18 protein-coding genes are annotated in these 17,323 nt (G+C 69.7%); 8 read left to right on the forward strand and 10 right to left on the reverse strand.

Going from position 1 to position 17,323, the window contains the following annotated elements; all coding sequences use genetic code 11:
- Positions 1 to 55: 55 nt before the first annotated feature.
- The 9 genes from KY462_02130 to gcvT all read right to left on the reverse strand — a co-directional run bounded on the left by KY462_02130 (position 56) and on the right by gcvT (position 7,073).
- Positions 56 to 433: a tRNA-binding protein gene (locus tag KY462_02130; GenBank protein ID MBW3576539.1), complete on the reverse strand. Its 378-nt coding sequence runs from the start codon at positions 431 to 433 to the stop codon at positions 56 to 58.
- Complete coding sequence (gene trpD / locus KY462_02135; protein MBW3576540.1) at positions 433 to 1,467, reverse strand: anthranilate phosphoribosyltransferase; 1,035 nt, start codon at positions 1,465 to 1,467, stop codon at positions 433 to 435. The genes KY462_02130 and trpD overlap by 1 nt, the downstream gene beginning before the upstream one ends.
- A gap of 122 nt (positions 1,468 to 1,589) precedes the next feature.
- Positions 1,590 to 2,066: a hypothetical protein gene (locus KY462_02140; protein MBW3576541.1), complete on the reverse strand. Its 477-nt coding sequence runs from the start codon at positions 2,064 to 2,066 to the stop codon at positions 1,590 to 1,592.
- Positions 2,067 to 2,162: 96 nt separating this feature from the next.
- Positions 2,163 to 2,717 carry an HPP family protein gene (locus KY462_02145; GenBank protein ID MBW3576542.1) on the reverse strand — a complete coding sequence of 185 codons (555 nt, stop codon included), beginning with the start codon at positions 2,715 to 2,717 and terminating at the stop codon, positions 2,163 to 2,165.
- 155 nt (positions 2,718 to 2,872) lie between these two features.
- Positions 2,873 to 3,295, reverse strand: coding sequence for an iron-sulfur cluster assembly accessory protein (locus tag KY462_02150; GenBank protein MBW3576543.1), 423 nt, complete (start codon positions 3,293 to 3,295; stop codon positions 2,873 to 2,875).
- Between the two features lie 120 nt (positions 3,296 to 3,415).
- Complete coding sequence (locus KY462_02155) at positions 3,416 to 4,495, reverse strand: glycerate kinase (GenBank protein MBW3576544.1); 1,080 nt, start codon at positions 4,493 to 4,495, stop codon at positions 3,416 to 3,418.
- A 17-nt stretch (positions 4,496 to 4,512) separates the two neighbouring features.
- On the reverse strand, positions 4,513 to 5,220 hold the full coding sequence (locus KY462_02160; protein ID MBW3576545.1) for a hypothetical protein: 708 nt from the start codon (positions 5,218 to 5,220) through the stop codon (positions 4,513 to 4,515).
- 42 nt (positions 5,221 to 5,262) lie between these two features.
- A complete protein-coding gene (locus KY462_02165) occupies positions 5,263 to 5,799 on the reverse strand; it encodes a BON domain-containing protein (GenBank protein ID MBW3576546.1) in 537 nt (178 codons plus the stop codon).
- Between the two features lie 170 nt (positions 5,800 to 5,969).
- Positions 5,970 to 7,073 (reverse strand): glycine cleavage system aminomethyltransferase GcvT, encoded by a 1,104-nt coding sequence (gene gcvT, locus KY462_02170; GenBank protein MBW3576547.1) that lies wholly within the window; start codon positions 7,071 to 7,073, stop codon positions 5,970 to 5,972.
- 144 nt (positions 7,074 to 7,217) lie between these two features.
- Between gcvT and lpdA the strand changes: the two genes are divergently transcribed.
- From lpdA to KY462_02205, 7 genes are all read left to right on the forward strand, one after another.
- Positions 7,218 to 8,612, forward strand: a complete 1,395-nt coding sequence (gene lpdA / locus KY462_02175; GenBank protein MBW3576548.1) for a dihydrolipoyl dehydrogenase — start codon at positions 7,218 to 7,220, stop codon at positions 8,610 to 8,612.
- A 26-nt stretch (positions 8,613 to 8,638) separates the two neighbouring features.
- Positions 8,639 to 10,099: a 2-oxo acid dehydrogenase subunit E2 gene (locus tag KY462_02180; GenBank protein MBW3576549.1), complete on the forward strand. Its 1,461-nt coding sequence runs from the start codon at positions 8,639 to 8,641 to the stop codon at positions 10,097 to 10,099.
- On the forward strand, positions 10,099 to 10,845 hold the full coding sequence (lipB, locus tag KY462_02185; GenBank protein MBW3576550.1) for a lipoyl(octanoyl) transferase LipB: 747 nt from the start codon (positions 10,099 to 10,101) through the stop codon (positions 10,843 to 10,845). The genes KY462_02180 and lipB overlap by 1 nt, the downstream gene beginning before the upstream one ends.
- A gap of 41 nt (positions 10,846 to 10,886) precedes the next feature.
- Positions 10,887 to 11,870, forward strand: a complete 984-nt coding sequence (lipA, locus tag KY462_02190) for a lipoyl synthase (protein MBW3576551.1) — start codon at positions 10,887 to 10,889, stop codon at positions 11,868 to 11,870.
- 58 nt (positions 11,871 to 11,928) lie between these two features.
- Positions 11,929 to 12,918: a mechanosensitive ion channel family protein gene (locus KY462_02195; GenBank protein ID MBW3576552.1), complete on the forward strand. Its 990-nt coding sequence runs from the start codon at positions 11,929 to 11,931 to the stop codon at positions 12,916 to 12,918.
- A 123-nt stretch (positions 12,919 to 13,041) separates the two neighbouring features.
- Positions 13,042 to 14,466, forward strand: coding sequence for a type I glutamate--ammonia ligase (gene glnA, locus KY462_02200; protein ID MBW3576553.1), 1,425 nt, complete (start codon positions 13,042 to 13,044; stop codon positions 14,464 to 14,466).
- Positions 14,467 to 15,819: 1,353 nt separating this feature from the next.
- The gene (locus KY462_02205; protein ID MBW3576554.1) at positions 15,820 to 15,921 is read left to right on the forward strand and encodes a hypothetical protein; all 102 of its coding nucleotides are present in this window, start codon (positions 15,820 to 15,822) and stop codon (positions 15,919 to 15,921) included.
- Here KY462_02205 and KY462_02210 read toward each other — a convergent pair.
- Positions 15,881 to 16,096, reverse strand: a complete 216-nt coding sequence (locus KY462_02210; protein MBW3576555.1) for an ATP-binding protein — start codon at positions 16,094 to 16,096, stop codon at positions 15,881 to 15,883. The genes KY462_02205 and KY462_02210 overlap by 41 nt on opposite strands.
- A 110-nt stretch (positions 16,097 to 16,206) precedes the next feature.
- Here KY462_02210 and KY462_02215 point away from each other — a divergent pair, with 110 nt between their 5' ends.
- Positions 16,207 to 17,112: a class I SAM-dependent methyltransferase gene (locus tag KY462_02215; protein ID MBW3576556.1), complete on the forward strand. Its 906-nt coding sequence runs from the start codon at positions 16,207 to 16,209 to the stop codon at positions 17,110 to 17,112.
- The last annotated feature ends 211 nt before the right edge of the window (positions 17,113 to 17,323 follow it).

The raw sequence follows: 17,323 nt of genomic DNA on the forward strand, positions 1-17,323 counted from the left end.
GACCGGCGGCTGCCACCAGCGCGGCTGCAAGCGCTTCGACGTCACGCGCCACCGTTCAGCCCACCGGCGCACCCGGAGGGACGCCGGCGTCGACCTGCAGCAGCCGGACCGTCCCGTCGGGTTGGAACGCGCCGAGGATGAGGAACTGGCTGTCGAACCCCGCGATCCGCTTCGTCCCGAGGTTGATCGCACCGATGACCTGACGGCCGAGCAGCTCCGGCCGTCCGTAGTTGGTGATGCGCGCGCTCGTGCGGAGCCGGCCGACCGCCGGGCCGAAGTCGACCGTGACCTTCCAGGCGGGGCTCCGGACCTCGGGGAAGTCCTCGACCTCGACCACCCGCCCGACTCGGACATCCAGGGCAGCGAAGAGGTCGACGCCGACGTCGGGTTTGCGGGCGAGGGCCGCGGGATCGTGGGAACCGTCGGCGACCATCACGCCACGTGTTCGGCGGCGAGCTCCCGACTGCGTCTCACCCACCGATCTCGCAGCTCGCGGGGGGCGCCCGACGTGAGCGTGGCCCGGGCCAGCTCGACTCCCCCGCGCAGGTCCGACACGGCGCCCGCCACGTACAGGGCCGCGGCGGCGTTGAGCGCCACCACGTCGGTCGCCGGTCCGGGCCCGCCCGCCAGGACCGAGTCGGCCACGCGGAGGTTGTCGTCGACGTCGCCGCCCCGCAGGTCATCGAGCGAGGCGCGGGGAAACTCCAGAGAGGCCGGATCGAAACGCGATTCCGTCACGCGGCCGTCGCGGATCTCCCACATGCGGCTCGGACCGGTGGTGGTCAGCTCGTCGAGGCCGTCCTCCCCGCGGACCACCAGAGCGTGCGACCGTCCCAGGCGCAGGAGCGCCCCCGCCACCAGCGGAGCGAGTCGCGCGTCGGCGACTCCGACCACCTGCCGGTCGACGCCGGCGGGGTTGGTCAGTGGCCCCAGCACGTTGAACACGGTTGGGACGCCGAGTTCGGCGCGGATGGGTGCGACGTGCCGCATGGCCGGGTGGAACGTCCGGGCGAACAGGAAACCGATCCCGATCTCCCTCATGAGATGCTCGACGACCGGCGGCGGGAGGTCGATCGCCACGCCCCAAGCCTCGAGCAGATCCGCCGAGCCGCAGCGGCTGGACGCGGCCCGGTTGCCGTGCTTGGCGACCGGCACGCCGGCGCCGGCCACGACCAGTGCGGCCACCGTGGAGATGTTGAAGGTGCCGGCACGGTCTCCGCCGGTCCCGCACGTGTCGACTGCGGCGCCGTCGAGCGCCACGTGCTCGGCGTGGTTGACCATGGCGCGCACGAGGCCGGCGATCTCCTCGTCGGTCTCCCCCTTGGCGCGGAGAGCGACGAGGAAGGCGGCAACCACGGGGGGGCTGACAGCGCCACCCATGACCGCGTTGAGGGCTGCCTCTGCCTGGTCGGCTGTCAGGTCCTGTCCGCGTAGCAGTGCCCCGATCAGATCCGGCCACACCACCATGTCGACCTCACTACTGCCGCCTCCCGGGTCGTCGGCACGGTAGCCGCCGGTCCCCAACCGGGCGAACAGTGCGGGGGCGCCCCCCAATGGGGCGGCGGCGCCCCACTGCGGACGGGTTGCCGTCAGGGTGCGAGCTCGCTCGAGGGGGCGTCGGGATGGTCGAGCGCGGGAGGCGTGTCCATGTCGCGGGCCTTGCCGGGTCCCCACCGCCCGCTGGCCTCGGGAAACTCGACCTCGCCGACGAGCGCGAGGACGCGGCGGGCGATGTCGAAGGAATCCACCGGCTTCACCACCGCGTCGGCGGCACCGGCCCACTTCGACACCCAGCGGTCGACCTCGCGGCCCATCAGCATCAGCGCCGGCGGGGCGGCCACTCCTTCGTACTCGGCGCGTGCCCGGATCTCGAACAGCAACGACTGGCCGCCCTCGGGGCGCATGTCGCCGTCGATCACCAGGACGTCGTAGTCGCGCTCCGAGGTGAGCAGGTGGCCATCCATCGCCGAGGTGGCTTCGTCGACCTCGAACCCGTCGCGTGCCCGCAGCGCGGCCCCGGCCCGCAGCCGTATACCGGGGTCTGAGGACACCACCAGCACGCGCACGGAGTCACGCTCCCACCATCAGGGTCACGGTGGCACGGTAGCGGCTGCGTCGATTGGGCTCCGCCGGCGAGCGACCGGGTGACGGCCGCTCGTTGCTCAGCGCCACAGCGGGACGCGGAGACCGGCGAGGCGGTTGATCGCGATCCCCTGGTAGGCCAGGAACACCACCGCGATCATCAGCGCAGTCACCTGATGCGGGGTGGTCAGGATGCCGAGGCTGACGATGAGCGTGGTGGCCCCGGCCGGTGGATGGGCGGCGTCGAGCCAGGTCATGAACGCGGCCGTCAGTCCGAGCGACAGGGCCGCGGCGGCGGCGCGCGACGCCGTGACGTCAGCCTCGAAAGCCGACGGCGCGTCCAGGAGCCCGAACACGACCAGCGCCAGGTAGCCCGCGACGACGCCCAGGAGGTGGCCGACGATGATGTTGCGCGGTGTCGTGGTCACGTCGGTCGGCGCGTACGACAGCAAGTAGGCCGTCGGACCCAGCGACGGGAACACCAGCGACTCGTTGACCACGGCCGCCGCGACCGACACGATCGCGATGGACAGCGCCCCGTTGGCCAGCGCGAACGTCCCCAGGGCGAATCGCCCCGGCGTCGCGCCACGGTCGCGGCCAGCCCGGCTCGCCAGACCGGCGTAGACCTCGGCCATGTGCCGGTCTCGTTCAGGCGATCCCACGGTCCCCTCCGCCGTCGGGGCAACGCCCTCGGCGGATGCGGCTGATGTCACTCCCGACGGGGCACGCCCAACGCGACAGCGGGGGCCGTCGGGCCCCCGCTGTCGTCACTGGTCGACGTCGTTAGCGATCAGCTGAAGCTCTCGCCGCAGGCGCACGACGACGAGGCGTTCGGGTTGTCGATCTGGAACCCGGAGGCCTCGAGGCTCTCCTTCCAGTCGATGGTCGCCCCCCGCAGGTGGCTGGCCGACTGCGCGTCGACGCGGACGGTGACACCGTGCTGCACGGCCTCGAGGTCGCCGTCGAGGCGGCGGTCGTCGAAGAACAGTGCGTACTGGAAACCGGCGCAGCCGCCCGCCTGTACCGCCACGCGCAGCGCCACGTCCTCACTGGCGGCGTCCTCCTGGGCGAGGAACTCCTTCATCTTCGTCGCGGCGCGCTCGGTGACGGCGACCACGCTGGTGCGCAGACCCGCCGGCGGGCCGTCGAGGGTCTCGCGGACCGGGGGCCCGTCGAGGGTTTCCTTGACCGTCGTGTCGGTCGCGTCGCTCATGTTCGATATCCCGTCGTCTTGTGGCCTGAGAAGGGTGGCGGCACGATCGCTTCCGTGCGGCGCTGCCACCTGCAACGCCAGTCTACCCGCGGACCTTCCCGGCTTCGAACACCGCACCGGTCATGTCACCCGCGCCGCGCGACGCGCGAGTCGCGCCGCCGCGGCGGCGACCTCCCCGGCCGGGTCGCCGCCGCGCGCCGCGTCCTCCACGTCGACGAAGCCGGTCACGTCATCGGCGACGCTGCCCACGACCGCGCACACCGCGACACCTGCGTCTGCGCCGAGTGCGGCGACGTGGCCGGCGACCTTGCCCTGTCGCGAGGTGGCATCGAGCCGGCCTTCGCCGGTGACGACCAGGTCGGCTCGGGCAACCTCGGCGGGCAGCCCCATCACCTCGGCGACAGCCGCGGCGCCGGGCACGATCGTGGCCCCGAGCACCGCGGCCAGACCGAAGCCGAGACCGCCTGCGGCACCTGACCCCGGCAGGTGCCGCCAGCTGCCAGCCAGGTCGCGCTCGACGACGTCGGCCCAGTGAAGCAGGCCCTGTTGGAGAGCTGCCACCATCTCGGGCGTGGCGCCCTTCTGGGGGCCGTAGGTTGTGGCGGCGTCCTTCAACAGGGACGTGACGTCCGACCACGACCGCACCTGGATCGCATCCCAAGCCGGATCCAGCCAGGTCGGTTCGACGTGGTGGACGGTGAGCAGCTTGCCACCACCGATCTTCACGCTGCTGCCGTCGGCTCGGGTCAGGCGCACTCCCAGAGCCAGAGCAGCGCCGGCGCCACCATCGACCGTGGCCGAACCCCCCAGCCCGACCACGACCCGCGGGACGCCGGCGCGGCGGACGTCCTCCAGCAGCTGTCCGACGCCGTAGGTGGTGGTGCGCATGGGGTTGCGCTCGCCCGCGCGGACGAGGCTGAGCCCGCATGCGGCGGCCGACTCGACGAGCGCGGATCCGTCCGGGCGCAGCAGCCACGCTGCCCTGATCGGCCGCCCCCGCGGGTGGGCGACTTCGACGTGGCGCAGCTGGCCGCCTCGGGTGGCGACGACCTCCACGGTGCCTTCCCCGCCGTCGGCCATCGGCACCGACGCGAGGTCGTCGCCCGGTCGGACGCTCCCCCATCCCGCCGCGATCGCCTCGGCAGCTTCGATCGAGGTCAGGGTCCCACCGAACGAGTCGGGCGCGATCACGACGTGCAAAGCGACTGTGGCGTCCGCTACTCGCCGCGGGTCGGCGGCTCGCCCCGCTCGGTCATGCCGACGCGTTTCTCGGCCTCCTTGAAGCCCATCTCGCCGCCGGCTCGCTCGGGGTGGTCGGACGGCACGCTGACACCCAGCAATGCCGCGTAATCGCCTGGTGGCTCGAAGTCCTCGTCGGCGTCGAGCCGAACGACGTTCTCAGGATCGAAGCGCCCCAGACGCTCCTCACCCTCCTCGACCCGCTCCGGATCGTTGGAGTGGATGCCGAGCAGGACCTTGTCGTGTTCGACGAGCACGAGGAGCGGCTCGAGGGTCTGGGTCCACATCATCGCCTTCCGCGCTCCGGCCTCCGCTCCGAGCAGGGCACCGGGGATGTGGCCCATCACCGCTCCGGCGACGCCGGCGTACAGCGCCCCCGCGCCGGCCGCGATGCCCACGCCGGGGATGGTCGTCACCGCTGCGCCGATCAGCGCCCCGAGCGACCCCCCGACGACCGCACCGGAGGTGATCCCCTTGGCGAAGTTCTTGCCGACACCCCCGGCCGCGCGGGTCACCTCTTCCTTGACCTGTCCGGTCCCGGGTGCCATGGCGTGTTCGCGTCCGAGGAGGGACAGCACGTCGGGGTCGTAGCCGGCCTCGAAGAGGTCATCGAGCGCCTCGACGGCCCGGTCGAGATCCGCGAACACCGCGACCGCGTTGAACCTGGCGAGCCTCTTGGTGACCATCCTTGCCCCCCGGGACCAGCCGCTACGCGTCTGTGATGTGCGTCACCGGAAGCTCCGCCTCGTCCGGCTCGCCGTCGTCGCGGCGGACTCGCTCGCCTCGACGGCTTCCTCGATGTTCGGTGGCGTCTCGCCGGGCAGGTGCGTCAGATCGATCACGTCGCGGACGCCGTCGACCTTGCGGGTCGACTCGACCAGCTTGCGTCGCTGCTCGACTGTGGGAACCTGGCCGCGGAGCTCGATGATCCCGTCGCGTGCGGTGACGACGATGGCGCTCTTGTCGATGTCGCCCATGCCCAAGACCTCGCTCTCGACCTTCTCCTTGAGGGTCTTGGCGTCGTAGTCGCCGCCCTCCTGGGTCGGGAGCTTCTCCGCGATGGCACCGCGGAGCTCACCGGCCTTGTAATCGGCCTTCTTACGCAGGTCGTCAGCCTGGTCGCGGAGTGCCGCGCCGATCTGGTCGGTGGTCTGCGCGCGACGGGCGCGACCGCGGTCGGGATCGAAGAAGTACGTGGCGGCCACACCGGCCGCAGCGCCGATGCCCAGCAGCCCCATAGCCTTGATCTTGCTGAAGAAGCTCATCGCTGCCTCCTGCTCTCCGCCCGGTGGTCCGGCGCGGGCGGCGTGCGCCGCGGACGTGCGGGTCGCCTACCACCGTGCGGGCGACCGGGTCGCGGTGCATCCTGCGTCCCCGTCCGTTCGTGTACGGCCATGAGCGCGCTGTCGCCCGTTTGCGACATCTCGCTGGTCGTTCACCGGGCGTCGCGGTCCAGGAACGGCGGGTCGACCACCTCGAACGGCGTCGACCGGCCCCGGATGTCGACCGTGACGCGGTCGCCGGGAGCAAGTGGTGTGGACAGGTACGCCAGGCCGATCCCGGTGCCCAACACCGGCGAGTAGGACCCGGAGGTGACCTCTCCCACACGTTCCCCGTCGTGCGACACGACCATCCCCGCACGCGGAATGCCGCGTTCGATGGCGCGGATGCCCCACAGCTGCCGGGATGGCCGGTTGGCTCCAGTGCGGCGCAGCGCTTCGGCTCCGCGGAAGTCGCGGCCTTCGAGCGCCACCGCCCAGCCGAGACGGGCCTCGAACGGGTTGGTGTCGGTCGTCAGGTCGTTGCCGTGCAGCGGGTATCCCATCTCCAGGCGGAGGGTGTCGCGTGCCCCGAGCCCACAGGGCGTGGCCCCCAGCCGCAGGAGTTCCTCGAAGTACCCGGGTCCGTCCAGGCCCGGCAGGATCAGCTCCGCCCCGACCTCGCCGGTGTACCCGGTGCGGCAGTACCAGCCATCGTCGGACGGGCCCAGGTCCATCAGCGCGATCCCACGTTCGGGGACGGAGGTGGAGACGGTCGGGAACAGCTGCTCGAGCACGTCCAGCGACCGTGGGCCCTGCACCGCGAGCATGGTCAGGCGGGTGGAGTCGTCGCTGATGGTCGCGCCGTGTTCGTCGCCTGCCGTGCGCAGCACTTCGAACACCGTCTGGGTGTTGGCGGCGTTGGGGACGGCCAGGAAGCGGTCGGCGGCCAGGCGATACACGATGAGGTCGTCGAGGATCCCGCCGGACTCGTCACAGCACAGCGTGTATTGCGACTGGCCGTCGCCGAGGTCGCGCGGGTCGTTGGTGAACGACGCACCCACTGTCGCCTCGGCGCCGTCACCGTTGATCCACAGCTTGCCCAGGTGCGACACGTCGAAGACCCCGACGTCGCGGCGGACGGCCCGGTGCTCGTCCACGGTGCCCGCATACTCGAGCGGCGCGGCCCAACCGGCGAATGCTGTGATCCGGGCGCCTAGCCGCTGGTGCAGGCTGTACAGGGACGTCTTGATCAGGCCCTCGTGCTGTGCCGTGACCATGTCGTCTCCGTCGCCCGCGACGTCCCGACCCTACTGTCCTTCACCCGCGCTGAAACGGGACCGTCCGGTCGAGGCCCCCAGGTACGTCACAGGGTGGGTGGACTAGCGTTGGAGGACATCACCCGTGTCGTGGAGGGAGGGCCCGTGGCCGAGGACCGCTTCGACGTCGTCGTGCTCGGGGCGGGCACCGGCGGGTACTCCGCTGCGCTCCGCGCCGCGCAGCTCGGTCTGTCGGTCGGACTGGTCGAACGCGACAAGGTCGGCGGGACGTGTCTGCACCGGGGATGCATCCCGTCCAAGGCGCTGCTGCATTCCGCAGAGATCGCCGAACACGTCCGCGACGCACCCGACTTCGGGGTGAACGCCACCTTCGAAGGGGTGGAGATCGCCAAGGTGCACGAGCACAAGGACAAGGTCGTCAATGCGATGTGGAAGGGCCTGCAAGGCGCGTTGAAGGCTCGCGGCATCGAGACTCTGGAGGGCCACGGCCGGCTGGTGGATCCGAACACGGTGGAGGTCGGCGGCGAAGGGGTGCGTGGCGACGCCGTGGTCCTCGCCACCGGATCCGTGCCGCGGGAGATCCCACCGGCACCGTTCGACGGCGAGCGGATCATCCACTCCGACCACGCACTCAACCTCGACCGGGTCCCTGAGCGGCCGATCATCCTGGGGGCGGGCGCGGTCGGGATGGAGTTCGCCAGCGTCTGGCAGGGTTTCGGGTCGCAGACGGTCACCGTCATAGAACTGGAGGAGCGGGTCCTGCCGCTGGAGGACCCGGACTCGTCGCGTGAGGTGGCCCGCCAGTTCCGGCGGCAGGGGATCGAAGTCCGCACCGGCGCCCGGCTGAGCGCGGCCGATCCCAGCGACGGCGGCGTCGTGGTCACCGTCACCGGCGACGACGGCCAGGAGGACAAGCTCGAAGGTGATCTCCTGCTGGTCGCGGTCGGGCGGCGTCCGGTGATCGAAGACTGCGGCTACGAAAGCGTCGGCGTGGAGCTCGAAGACGGCTTCGTCACGGTCGACGAGTACTGCCGCACGAACATCGAGGGAGTGTGGGCCCTGGGGGACCTGATCCCCACCCTCGGCCTCGCCCACGCGTCGTTCGCGGAGGGCTTCCTGGTCGCGGACCAGCTCGGCGGGCTCTCCCCCGCGCCGATCGACTACGCCGGTGTCCCCCGCGTCACGTTCTCCAACCCCGAGGTCGCCTCGGTGGGGCTGACCGAGCCGCAGGCCCGCGACGAGGGCTACGACGTCGTCGTCGAGACCTACAAGTTCCAGACCATCGCCCGTGCCCGCATGATGAAGTCGGAGGGCGTGGTCAAGCTGATCGCGGACAGGCGTGACGACACGGCGAGGCGGATCCTGGGCGTGCACCTCACCGGCCCGCACGCCACCGACCTGATCGCCGAGGGGGAACTGATCTACAACTGGGAGGCGCTCCCGATGGACGTCGCCCGGTTCATCCACCCTCACCCCACCCTCAACGAGGCCGTTGGTGAGGCCCACCTCGCCCTGGCGGGGCGCGCCCTGCACGGCTGATTACCGCAGCGAAGGAGGTCGTCGTCGTGGCCGAGGAAGTCAAGCTGCCGCAGCTGGGCGAGTCCGTTACCGAGGCGACGATCACGGCATGGCTGGTCAACGAGGGCGAGGAAGTCACCGAGGATCAGCCGCTGTTCGAGATCTCCACCGAGAAGGTCGACACGGAGGTGCCGTCTCCCGCCAGCGGCGTGTTGAAGGAGATCCGCGCGCAGGTCGACGACACGATCGAGGTCGGCGACGTCGTCGCGATCATCGAGACCGACGGTGAGGCTGAGGCCGGGGCCCCCGCTGCCGAGGAGGCTGGGGCAGAGGCGGAGGCGCCTGCCGAGCAGGAGGCTGCCGAGGAAGAGGCTGCCGAGCAGGAGGCTGCCGAGCAGCCGGCCGAGGAGACGCGCCGTGACAAGCGACCCGCAGCCCGGGAGGAGCCGGCGGCAGAAGCGCAGGCCGAACGCGAAGCGCCGGCCGCCGAGGTCGCCGCACCTGAACGTGAAGGGGAACCCAGCGGCGACGGGCAGGCCCGCGAAGAGCTCCTCTCGCCGATCGTGCGGCAGCTGGTCGAGCAGCACGACATCGACGTGTCCCGCGTCGAGGGCACCGGGAAGGGGGGCCGGATCACCCGTCAGGACGTCGAGCGGGTCATCCAGGAGGGCGCTGCCCGCCGCGCCGAACCGGAGGCGCCACCCGAGGAGGAACGGGACAAGGAGCCCGAGCGCGAGGCACGCCGCCCCGCCGCTGCGGTCGACCCGCGCCAGCCGCACGAGGGCGTACGGGGCCGGACGGAGAAGCTGTCGCGGGTCCGGGCTTCGATCGCCCGCAGCATGTTCCGCAGCATCCAGACCACCGCGCAGCTCACCGCGGCCCGCGAGGTGGATGTCAGCCGGATCATGCAGGTGCGGGCCCGAGCCAAGGACGCGTTCCGCCAGCGTGAGGGCGTGCCTCTGTCGCCGTTGCCGTTCATCGCCCGGGCGGTGTGCATGGTCCTGCCACGCCATGAGTCGCTGAACGCCTCGATCGACGTCGACGGGGGCGTCGCCAAGTACTACGAAACGATCAACCTCGGCGTCGCGGTGGACGCGCCCCAGGGTCTGATCGTCCCCAACATCAAGGACGCGCAGGACCTCACCGTGCCGGCCCTGGCCCGCGCGATCGCCGACGTCGCCGACCGGGTGCGCAACAAGAAACTTAACCCGGACGACGTCCAGGGCGGCACGTTCACGCTCACCAACACCGGCTCGCGCGGCGTCCTGTTCGACACCCCGGTCCTCAACCCGCCGGAGAGCGGCATCCTGGCGACACCGGTGATCGAGAAGCGGCCGGTGGTCCGCAGCAACGAGCTCGGCGATGAGATCGCGATCCGCTCGATGACCTACCTGTGCCTCACCTACGACCACCGCATGGTGGACGGCGCCGACGCGGCACGGTTCCTGGCGGACCTCGCCGAGATGATCGAGACCCATGACTGGTCGGCGGAGGTGAGCGCCTACTGATGGTCGGCTCACCCAGCGTCCAGCGGCTGGCGGGGACGCTGCGCGACGCTGGCTCCGACGAGCCGGTCCTGTCCGTCGACGCCGGCCTCGTGCCGTACGCGTCAGCCTGGGAACTGCAACGGGCGCTGGTCGCACGCCGCGCCGCCGGGCAGATCCCCGACGTCATCGTGACGCTGCAGCATCCGCCGGTGTACACCACCGGGAAGCGGGCCGACCCCTCCCACGTCTTGTGGGACGCTGCCGAGCGCGCATCACGCGGTATCGAGCTGCACGAGGTCGACCGCGGTGGGAACGTCACCTACCACGGCCCAGGCCAGCTCGTGGCATACCCGATCGTGCGCCTCCAGGGACTGCGCCGGGTGGTGGCCTACGTCCGTGCGCTCGAGCAGGTGTGCGTGCGGACCGCAGCGGACTTCGGCGTGCAGGCCGCGACGATCCGTGGCCTGACCGGCGTGTGGGTCGGCCGCGACAAGCTGGTGGCGATCGGCGTGCGGGTGAGCAGCCGGGGCGTGACCAGCCATGGGTTGGCCTTCAACGTCACAACCGACCTCGACCACTTCCGGGGGATCGTGCCGTGCGGCATCCCCGACCGGGGCGTGTGCTCGCTGCGCTCGCTGGGCGTCGACGCCGACGTTGGGTTGGTGCGGCAGCGGATGCAGGCCCGGTTCGCCGAGCTGTTGGGCTGCGACATCACCGCGGGGACCCTCGATGGCCTCGTCGCTTCCCCGGTGCGGAGGGCAACGTGAGCACCCACCCCGTGATCCCGCCCGACGTGCGGCCTCTGCGCCTGCTCGACGAGGACCGCCGTCGGCGCGCGGGCGTGGCCCGCCCCGCGTACGGAGGCGTCCGCACGGGGCGGAAACCACCGTGGCTGAAGACGACCCTGCGCCGCGGGGAGAACTTCCACGAGCTGAAGCGGCTGATGTCCGGCCTTGATCTGAACACCGTGTGTGAGCAAGCAGGCTGCCCGAACATCTCCGAATGTTGGGAGGTGCGCGAGGCGACCTTCCTGATCGGTGGTGACAACTGCACCCGCCGCTGCGGTTTCTGCCAGATCCGGACCGGGAAGCCGGTCGGGTACGACCGTGACGAGCCGCGTCGCGTCGCGGAGGCGGTCGCGCATCTGGGGCTTCGGTTCGCCGTGATCACCGGTGTGGCCCGAGATGATCTGCCGGACGGCGGTGCGTGGCTGTTCGCGGAGTGCATCCGCCAGATCCGGGCCCGGCTGCCCAACTGTGGCGTCGAGGTGCTGCCCAGCGACTTCTCGATGAACCTGTCGGCGCTGCAGCAGGTCTGCGGCGAGGATCCCGACGTCTTCGCGCACAACGTCGAGACCGTCGAGCGCCTCTACCCGATCATCCGCCCCGGTTTCCGCTACCGCGAGTCCCTGCGCTTCCTGCAGGAGGCACGCCGGCGGCTCCCCGACCGCTGCGCCACCAAGTCGAACATCATCGCCGGCATGGGAGAGACCAACGAGGAGATCGTCGCGGTGATGCGCGACCTCCGCGACGCGGGCGTGTCGCTGCTGACGATCGGGCAGTACCTGCAGCCCTCCCCCAACCACCTCCGCCTCGACCGGTACGTCACCCCGGCGGAGTTCGCCGAGTTGCGGCGCATCGGCGAGGACGAGCTCGGCTTCGACCACGTGGAAGCCGGCCCGCTGGTGCGCTCCAGCTACCACGCCGGCCAGCAGGCGATCGACGCCGGGACGTGGGCACCGACGGGTGACCAGCCCGGCGCGCACGCAATGGAGCGCAGTCCGTGCGCGTGAGCGCCCAGGCTGCGCGGTCCGCCGAGACGCTCGACACCGACCCAGCGAGGCAACCCCCGTGCTGATGCGCCTGGTGGCGCGGTTCCAGACCGAGACCCCGACCGATCCCGCTCAGCAGGTCGTCGAACGCGTGAGCGACGTGCAGTGGTGGTTCGGGATCGTCAACAGCGCCACCCGGGCCGCGATCGTCCTGGTCGCGGCGTTCGTGCTCGCCCGACTCGCCAAGCACGGGGTGCGCCGGTGGGTCAGCCGTGCCACCGTCCGCAGCCTGTCGCGCATGGATGAGACACGCCGCATGCGCGCCGAGCTGCGGGCGAAGACCCTCGGCGACGTCATGGCGGACAGCACCCGGATCGTGATCTGGACCCTGGCGGTGATCACCGCGCTGGGTCAGTTCGGGATCGCACTCGGGCCGTTGATCGCCGGTGCGGGGATCGCCGGTGTCGCGCTGGGCTTCGGGGCGCAGAGCCTGGTGAAGGACTTCTTCTCGGGCTTCTTCATCCTGCTCGAGGACCAGTACGGCGTCGGCGACGTGGTGCAGATCGATCCCGACGTCAGCGGGCGCGTCGAGGACATCACCATGCGCGTCACCCGGTTGCGTTCCCTGGACGGAACGGTGTGGTTCGTGCCCAACGGCGAGATCCGCTTCCTGGGCAACAAGTCGAAGGAGTGGGCGCGCGCGCTGGTCGACTTCCAGGTGGGCTACGGATCCGACCTCGACGTCGCCATGGAGGCCATCCGCAAGGTCGCGGCAGGTCTGCGCCACGACGAGGAGATCGGCCCGAAGATCCTCGAGGACGTCGAGATCCTCGGCGTGGAGATGCTGGGTGACTCCGGTGTCACCATCCGGACGTTCATCAAGACGCAACCGCTCGAGCAGTGGACGGTCAGCCGCCGCTTCCGGCGCCATGTCAAGCGCGAGTTCGACGCCCGCGGGATCGAGATCCCCTTCCCGCACCGCAAGTTGATCATCGCGGATGGTCGGGATCCTCGCCGGCGCCCCGACGGACCCGACGCGGTCGTGTCCTTCGAGCGCGGCGAGACGTAACGCCGACGAAACACTGGTGACACAGTCGGGAAACCGCACACTCGTACGGTGCGCCCCCGTCCACGTGCGACACGAGACCCGCAAGCTGGCATGGTCGCAACAGCCATCACCAAGGAGCACACGTTGGCGAGCTCACCGGAAGAAGTCCTGAGGACCGTCACCGACGGGGGATACGAGATCATCGATATCCGCTTCGTCGACCTGCCCGGCACCGTGCAGCACTTCTCGATCCCGGCCAGCGCGTTGACCGAAGCGGTGTTCACCGACGGACTGTACTTCGACGGCTCGTCGATCCGAGGTTTCCAGGAGATCCAGGAATCCGACATGCTCCTCCTCCCGGATCCCGACACTGCGATGCACGACCCGTTCCGGGCCCGCAAGACCCTGGCGCTGACCTGCTTCGTGCACGACCCGGTGACTGGCGAGGCGTACACACGCGATCCCCGGAACATCTCTCGGAAGGCCGAGGCGTACCTGGCGTCCACCGGGATCGCCGACGAGGCGTACTTCGGTCCGGAGGCGGAGTTCTACATCTTCGACTCGATCCGCTTCGACCAGAATCAGCATTCGGCGTTCTACTTCATCGACTCCGACGAGGGGGCGTGGAACTCGGGCCGTGACGAGGACGGGGGGAACAAGGGCTACAAGCCGCGGTACAAGGAGGGTTACTTCCCGGTCCCGCCCATGGACCACTACCAGGACCTGCGCTCGGAGATGATCGTCAACCTGCAGCGCGCCGGGATCGAGGTGGAGGTCCAGCACCACGAGGTCGGGACCGCCGGGCAGGCCGAGATCGACATCCGTTTCGACACGCTGCTGCGCATGGCCGACAAGGTCCTCATCTACAAGTACATCGTGAAGAACACCGCCTGGCAGCACGGCAAGACCGTCACCTTCATGCCCAAGCCGATCTTCCAGGACAACGGTTCGGGCATGCACACCCACCAGTCGCTGTGGAAGGACGGGGACCCGCTGTTCTTCGACGAGGCCGGCTTCGCACAGCTGTCGGACACGGCACGCTGGTACATTGGGGGCATCCTCGAGCACGCCGCCGCCGTGCTGGCCTTCGCCGCGCCGACCACCAACAGCTACCGGCGCCTCGTACCCGGCTACGAGGCGCCGGTGAACCTGGTGTACTCCAACCGCAACCGGTCCGCCGCCGTCCGCATCCCGGTGAGCGGGACCAGCCCCAGGGCCAAGCGGCTCGAGTTCCGCTGCCCGGACCCGTCCTGCAACCCACACCTGGCGTTCGCGGCGATGCTCATGGCCGGCCTGGACGGGATCCGCAACCGCATCGAGCCGATGGAGCCGGTCGACAAGAACATCTACGACCTGCCGCCCGAGGAGCTGGTGAACCTCCCGAGCGTCCCCGGGTCGCTCGACGAGGCGCTCGATGCGCTGGAGGGCAACGGCAAGTTCCTCCTGGAGGGTGGGGTGTTCACCGAGGACCTGATCGAAACCTGGATCGCGTACAAGCGCGAGCACGAGCTCGACGCGATCCGTCTGCGTCCACACCCGTGGGAGTTCAACCTCTACTTCGACGTGTAGGCCGGACGCCGCCGGATCGGGACTCCAGCGTCCAATGGCTGGTTGGTTGGTGCGTCACGGTCGATCCGTCGGCAGTCGCCCTGTCTGATCAATGCGAGAGCTCCCTGCTGCCCGGCCTCTCTGGCGCTTCGTCGCACACGACCGGCCTGGTATCAGAGCCCGAACCTGTGGTGGCCGCACGAACGGGCTTGGGTGGTGGGCACCGAGATCGACTTGATCTGGACGGACGCGGCCGGATCCAGCGACTGCGCCGAAGCGGTGATCGCCGACGAAGGGCTCGAGACATACGAGGTCGCCGTGGACGATACGGCGGTCGTCCTACCAGCGAACGGCGGCGCAGCCTCGGTCGGGAGGATGACAACGCGGCCCTCGTCGTACGGCTCGAGACGGAGGCCAGTGGCGTCTTCCAGATCGGCCTCGTGGCCCTTCTCGCCGTGATGCGTGCCACCGACGCGACGGGTGTCTCGCGATGGGGACGCGCGGCCCTCAACATCGAGATGTTCTTCCTCGCCTGGCGATCGGATGGACCATCCCCCACCTGTGGCAGGCGAACCGGCCGCACGACACCCTGTGGATCAACACCTCGACGCGGGCTGGCCCCTCAGCATGGCATGGCTCATCGTCGTCGGGGTCACCGTTGTGCGGCACGACGCTGACCCACCCCGGCGCGACGGTTTCCACTCGGCGCCAGCCTCCTACTGTCCGTCGACATCGCCTTCCTCTGGACAGGGGAATGGCCGAGCCTCATCATCCGCTCTGTCTACCTCGTGGCCGCACACGGGGAGATCTCATGGCCGCCCGCGGGGAGAACTCGCTGGCCCTTGACACGGCTACACCGCAGTCGGGTGGATCATCATCCGTGACATCGCTCCCGTCACACCCCGCATAGCCCAGAAGAAGGCCTCGGCAGGAATGCCTGCCTAAGCGCCCGCTTGCGGAACCGGCCATGCGATCGAACAGGTGCGCTTTCCGCCGGTGGGAGCGGTCGTCTCGACGCGGTTGTCCGACGATGCCGGAGCCCACGACGGGATGGCTCAAGCGACCGATATCGCGCCGGGACACCGGCTCCATAACCGGGCGAGAACGGCGGATCCCGTCTACTCGCAGAGCGTGACAGCGAGGTCGGGACGGCACGCGCAAGACGCTCGTCCGTTGTGATCTTCCGGGCCGCCGCAGTCGGATTCCGAGACGACGAGTCGGACGACGAAGAGTTGCGCGCCGGGGATGGCCTTGCGGTAGGCGTTCAGCGCGGCGCGCGACTCCAAGACACGGAAGGCAGCAAGTGACGCGCTCCGGCAGCGTGGAAGTTGCGCGACCGACTGGCAGGCGCCGCCGCAGGACGTCGTCAACCTCGTGCGCAGCGCCAACCCTTCGCCCGGAGCGCACACGACCTTCCGGGGCGAGCGCCTCAGTTCTAGAGGCAGGCGAGGTTGGCCATGGCGAGACGCTGGTTGAATGGATCGTCAACCGCGCCTGGGTGCATCGTCGTGACGGCGTCCACGTCGAGGGCGGTGAAGGGGCTAACGTCGACCTCTTGCAGGATGTAGGTGATCTCGTCGAGCACGGCAGTCTTGCCGGAACCAATAGTCCCGCTGATGAGCAGGGTGGGGACGGTCTCGTCCGAATACAACGCAGTGCCCCCACGGCCCGGTGATGGTCGTGCAGACGTCGACGGTAGCCCTGCAGATGTCCAAGGACGCGTTCGTAGGCTGACTGAGCGACTCGAGGTCGAGGTTGAGCGTGCCGAGCCGATCGTCTGTCCGTCGTGCCAGGCGTCGTCTCGCCGAGCTGGGTCCGCCGCGGGAACGGTCGGCCGGCGACTACGCCAACATCGCCTTACCGTCCGCTGACGCGGATGTCCTGGTAGGTCTGCTCAGCCAGAACGCTCGCTCGGTGATTGAGGTCGGACTGGCGTACGGCAGCTCGGTGCTGGCCATCGCTAAGTCGCTCGCGGCACATGAGGTCGTGGACGCTCGGCATGTCATCATCGACCCGCACCAGGCGCTGTTCGACCACGTCGGTGTTGAGGTCCTCGCCGAAGCTGGGCTTGATGGCTTCTACCAGCTGATGGAGGAGGAGTCGCAGGTCGCACTGCCCCGCCTGGTCGCCCGCTGCAACTCCTTCCATGCGGCGTTCGTCGATGGGAGTCACAAGTTCCACAACGTGTTCGTCGACCTGTACTACCTCCAACGGCTGGTCGTGGCCGGTGGACTCATCGTTCTTGACGACTGCAACTGGGCCTCTGTGGCAACGGCCATCGACTACTTCGTCCAGAACATGCAGTGGCATCACGAGCCGCTCAAGGCACGGACCCGGCTGACCGCTTTCCGCCTGCCAGACCCACCAGCCGATCCACGTTTCCGCGAGTTCCGCCCCTTCGGAGCCGGGGCGCGTTGTTGGAGGGCTGGGGCACGAGAGTCCGCTCCTTGTCGGCATTGGTCGCCCGGGACTTGTGGTCTAGCAGAGCTGGGCTTCTTTAGCGTCGGATGGGGAGGTGCCTGTGAGAACCGCACATCTCCGCGATCTGTTCCTCGGTCAACTCTCGGTCATCGCAGCGCTGGTGTCGTTGGCCGTCTACGGATAGAGCCGGCGAAACGACGCTCGTCGAACGCTCCACCCGGCCGCCGCGCTGCGGAACCCCGCTGAGTCGATTGCCGCAGAGCGTGTGGTGGCCGACGATCCCGCATCGGTGGCGACGATCAACCGGAAGCCGGACACCAGGGACGCTACGAGATCGGCGACTCCTGCGGCAGACGGTCACGGCGAGCTGTACGGCGATCTGTTCAGGAGACCACCTCGAAGTGTTCGCGCTGAGTGCCCAGCTTGCACACCTTCGGGCGTCGCGTGGAGTCGTGCG

The sequence above is a fragment of the Actinomycetota bacterium genome (assembly GCA_019347675.1).
Lineage (GTDB): Bacteria > Actinomycetota > Nitriliruptoria > Nitriliruptorales > JAHWKO01 > JAHWKW01.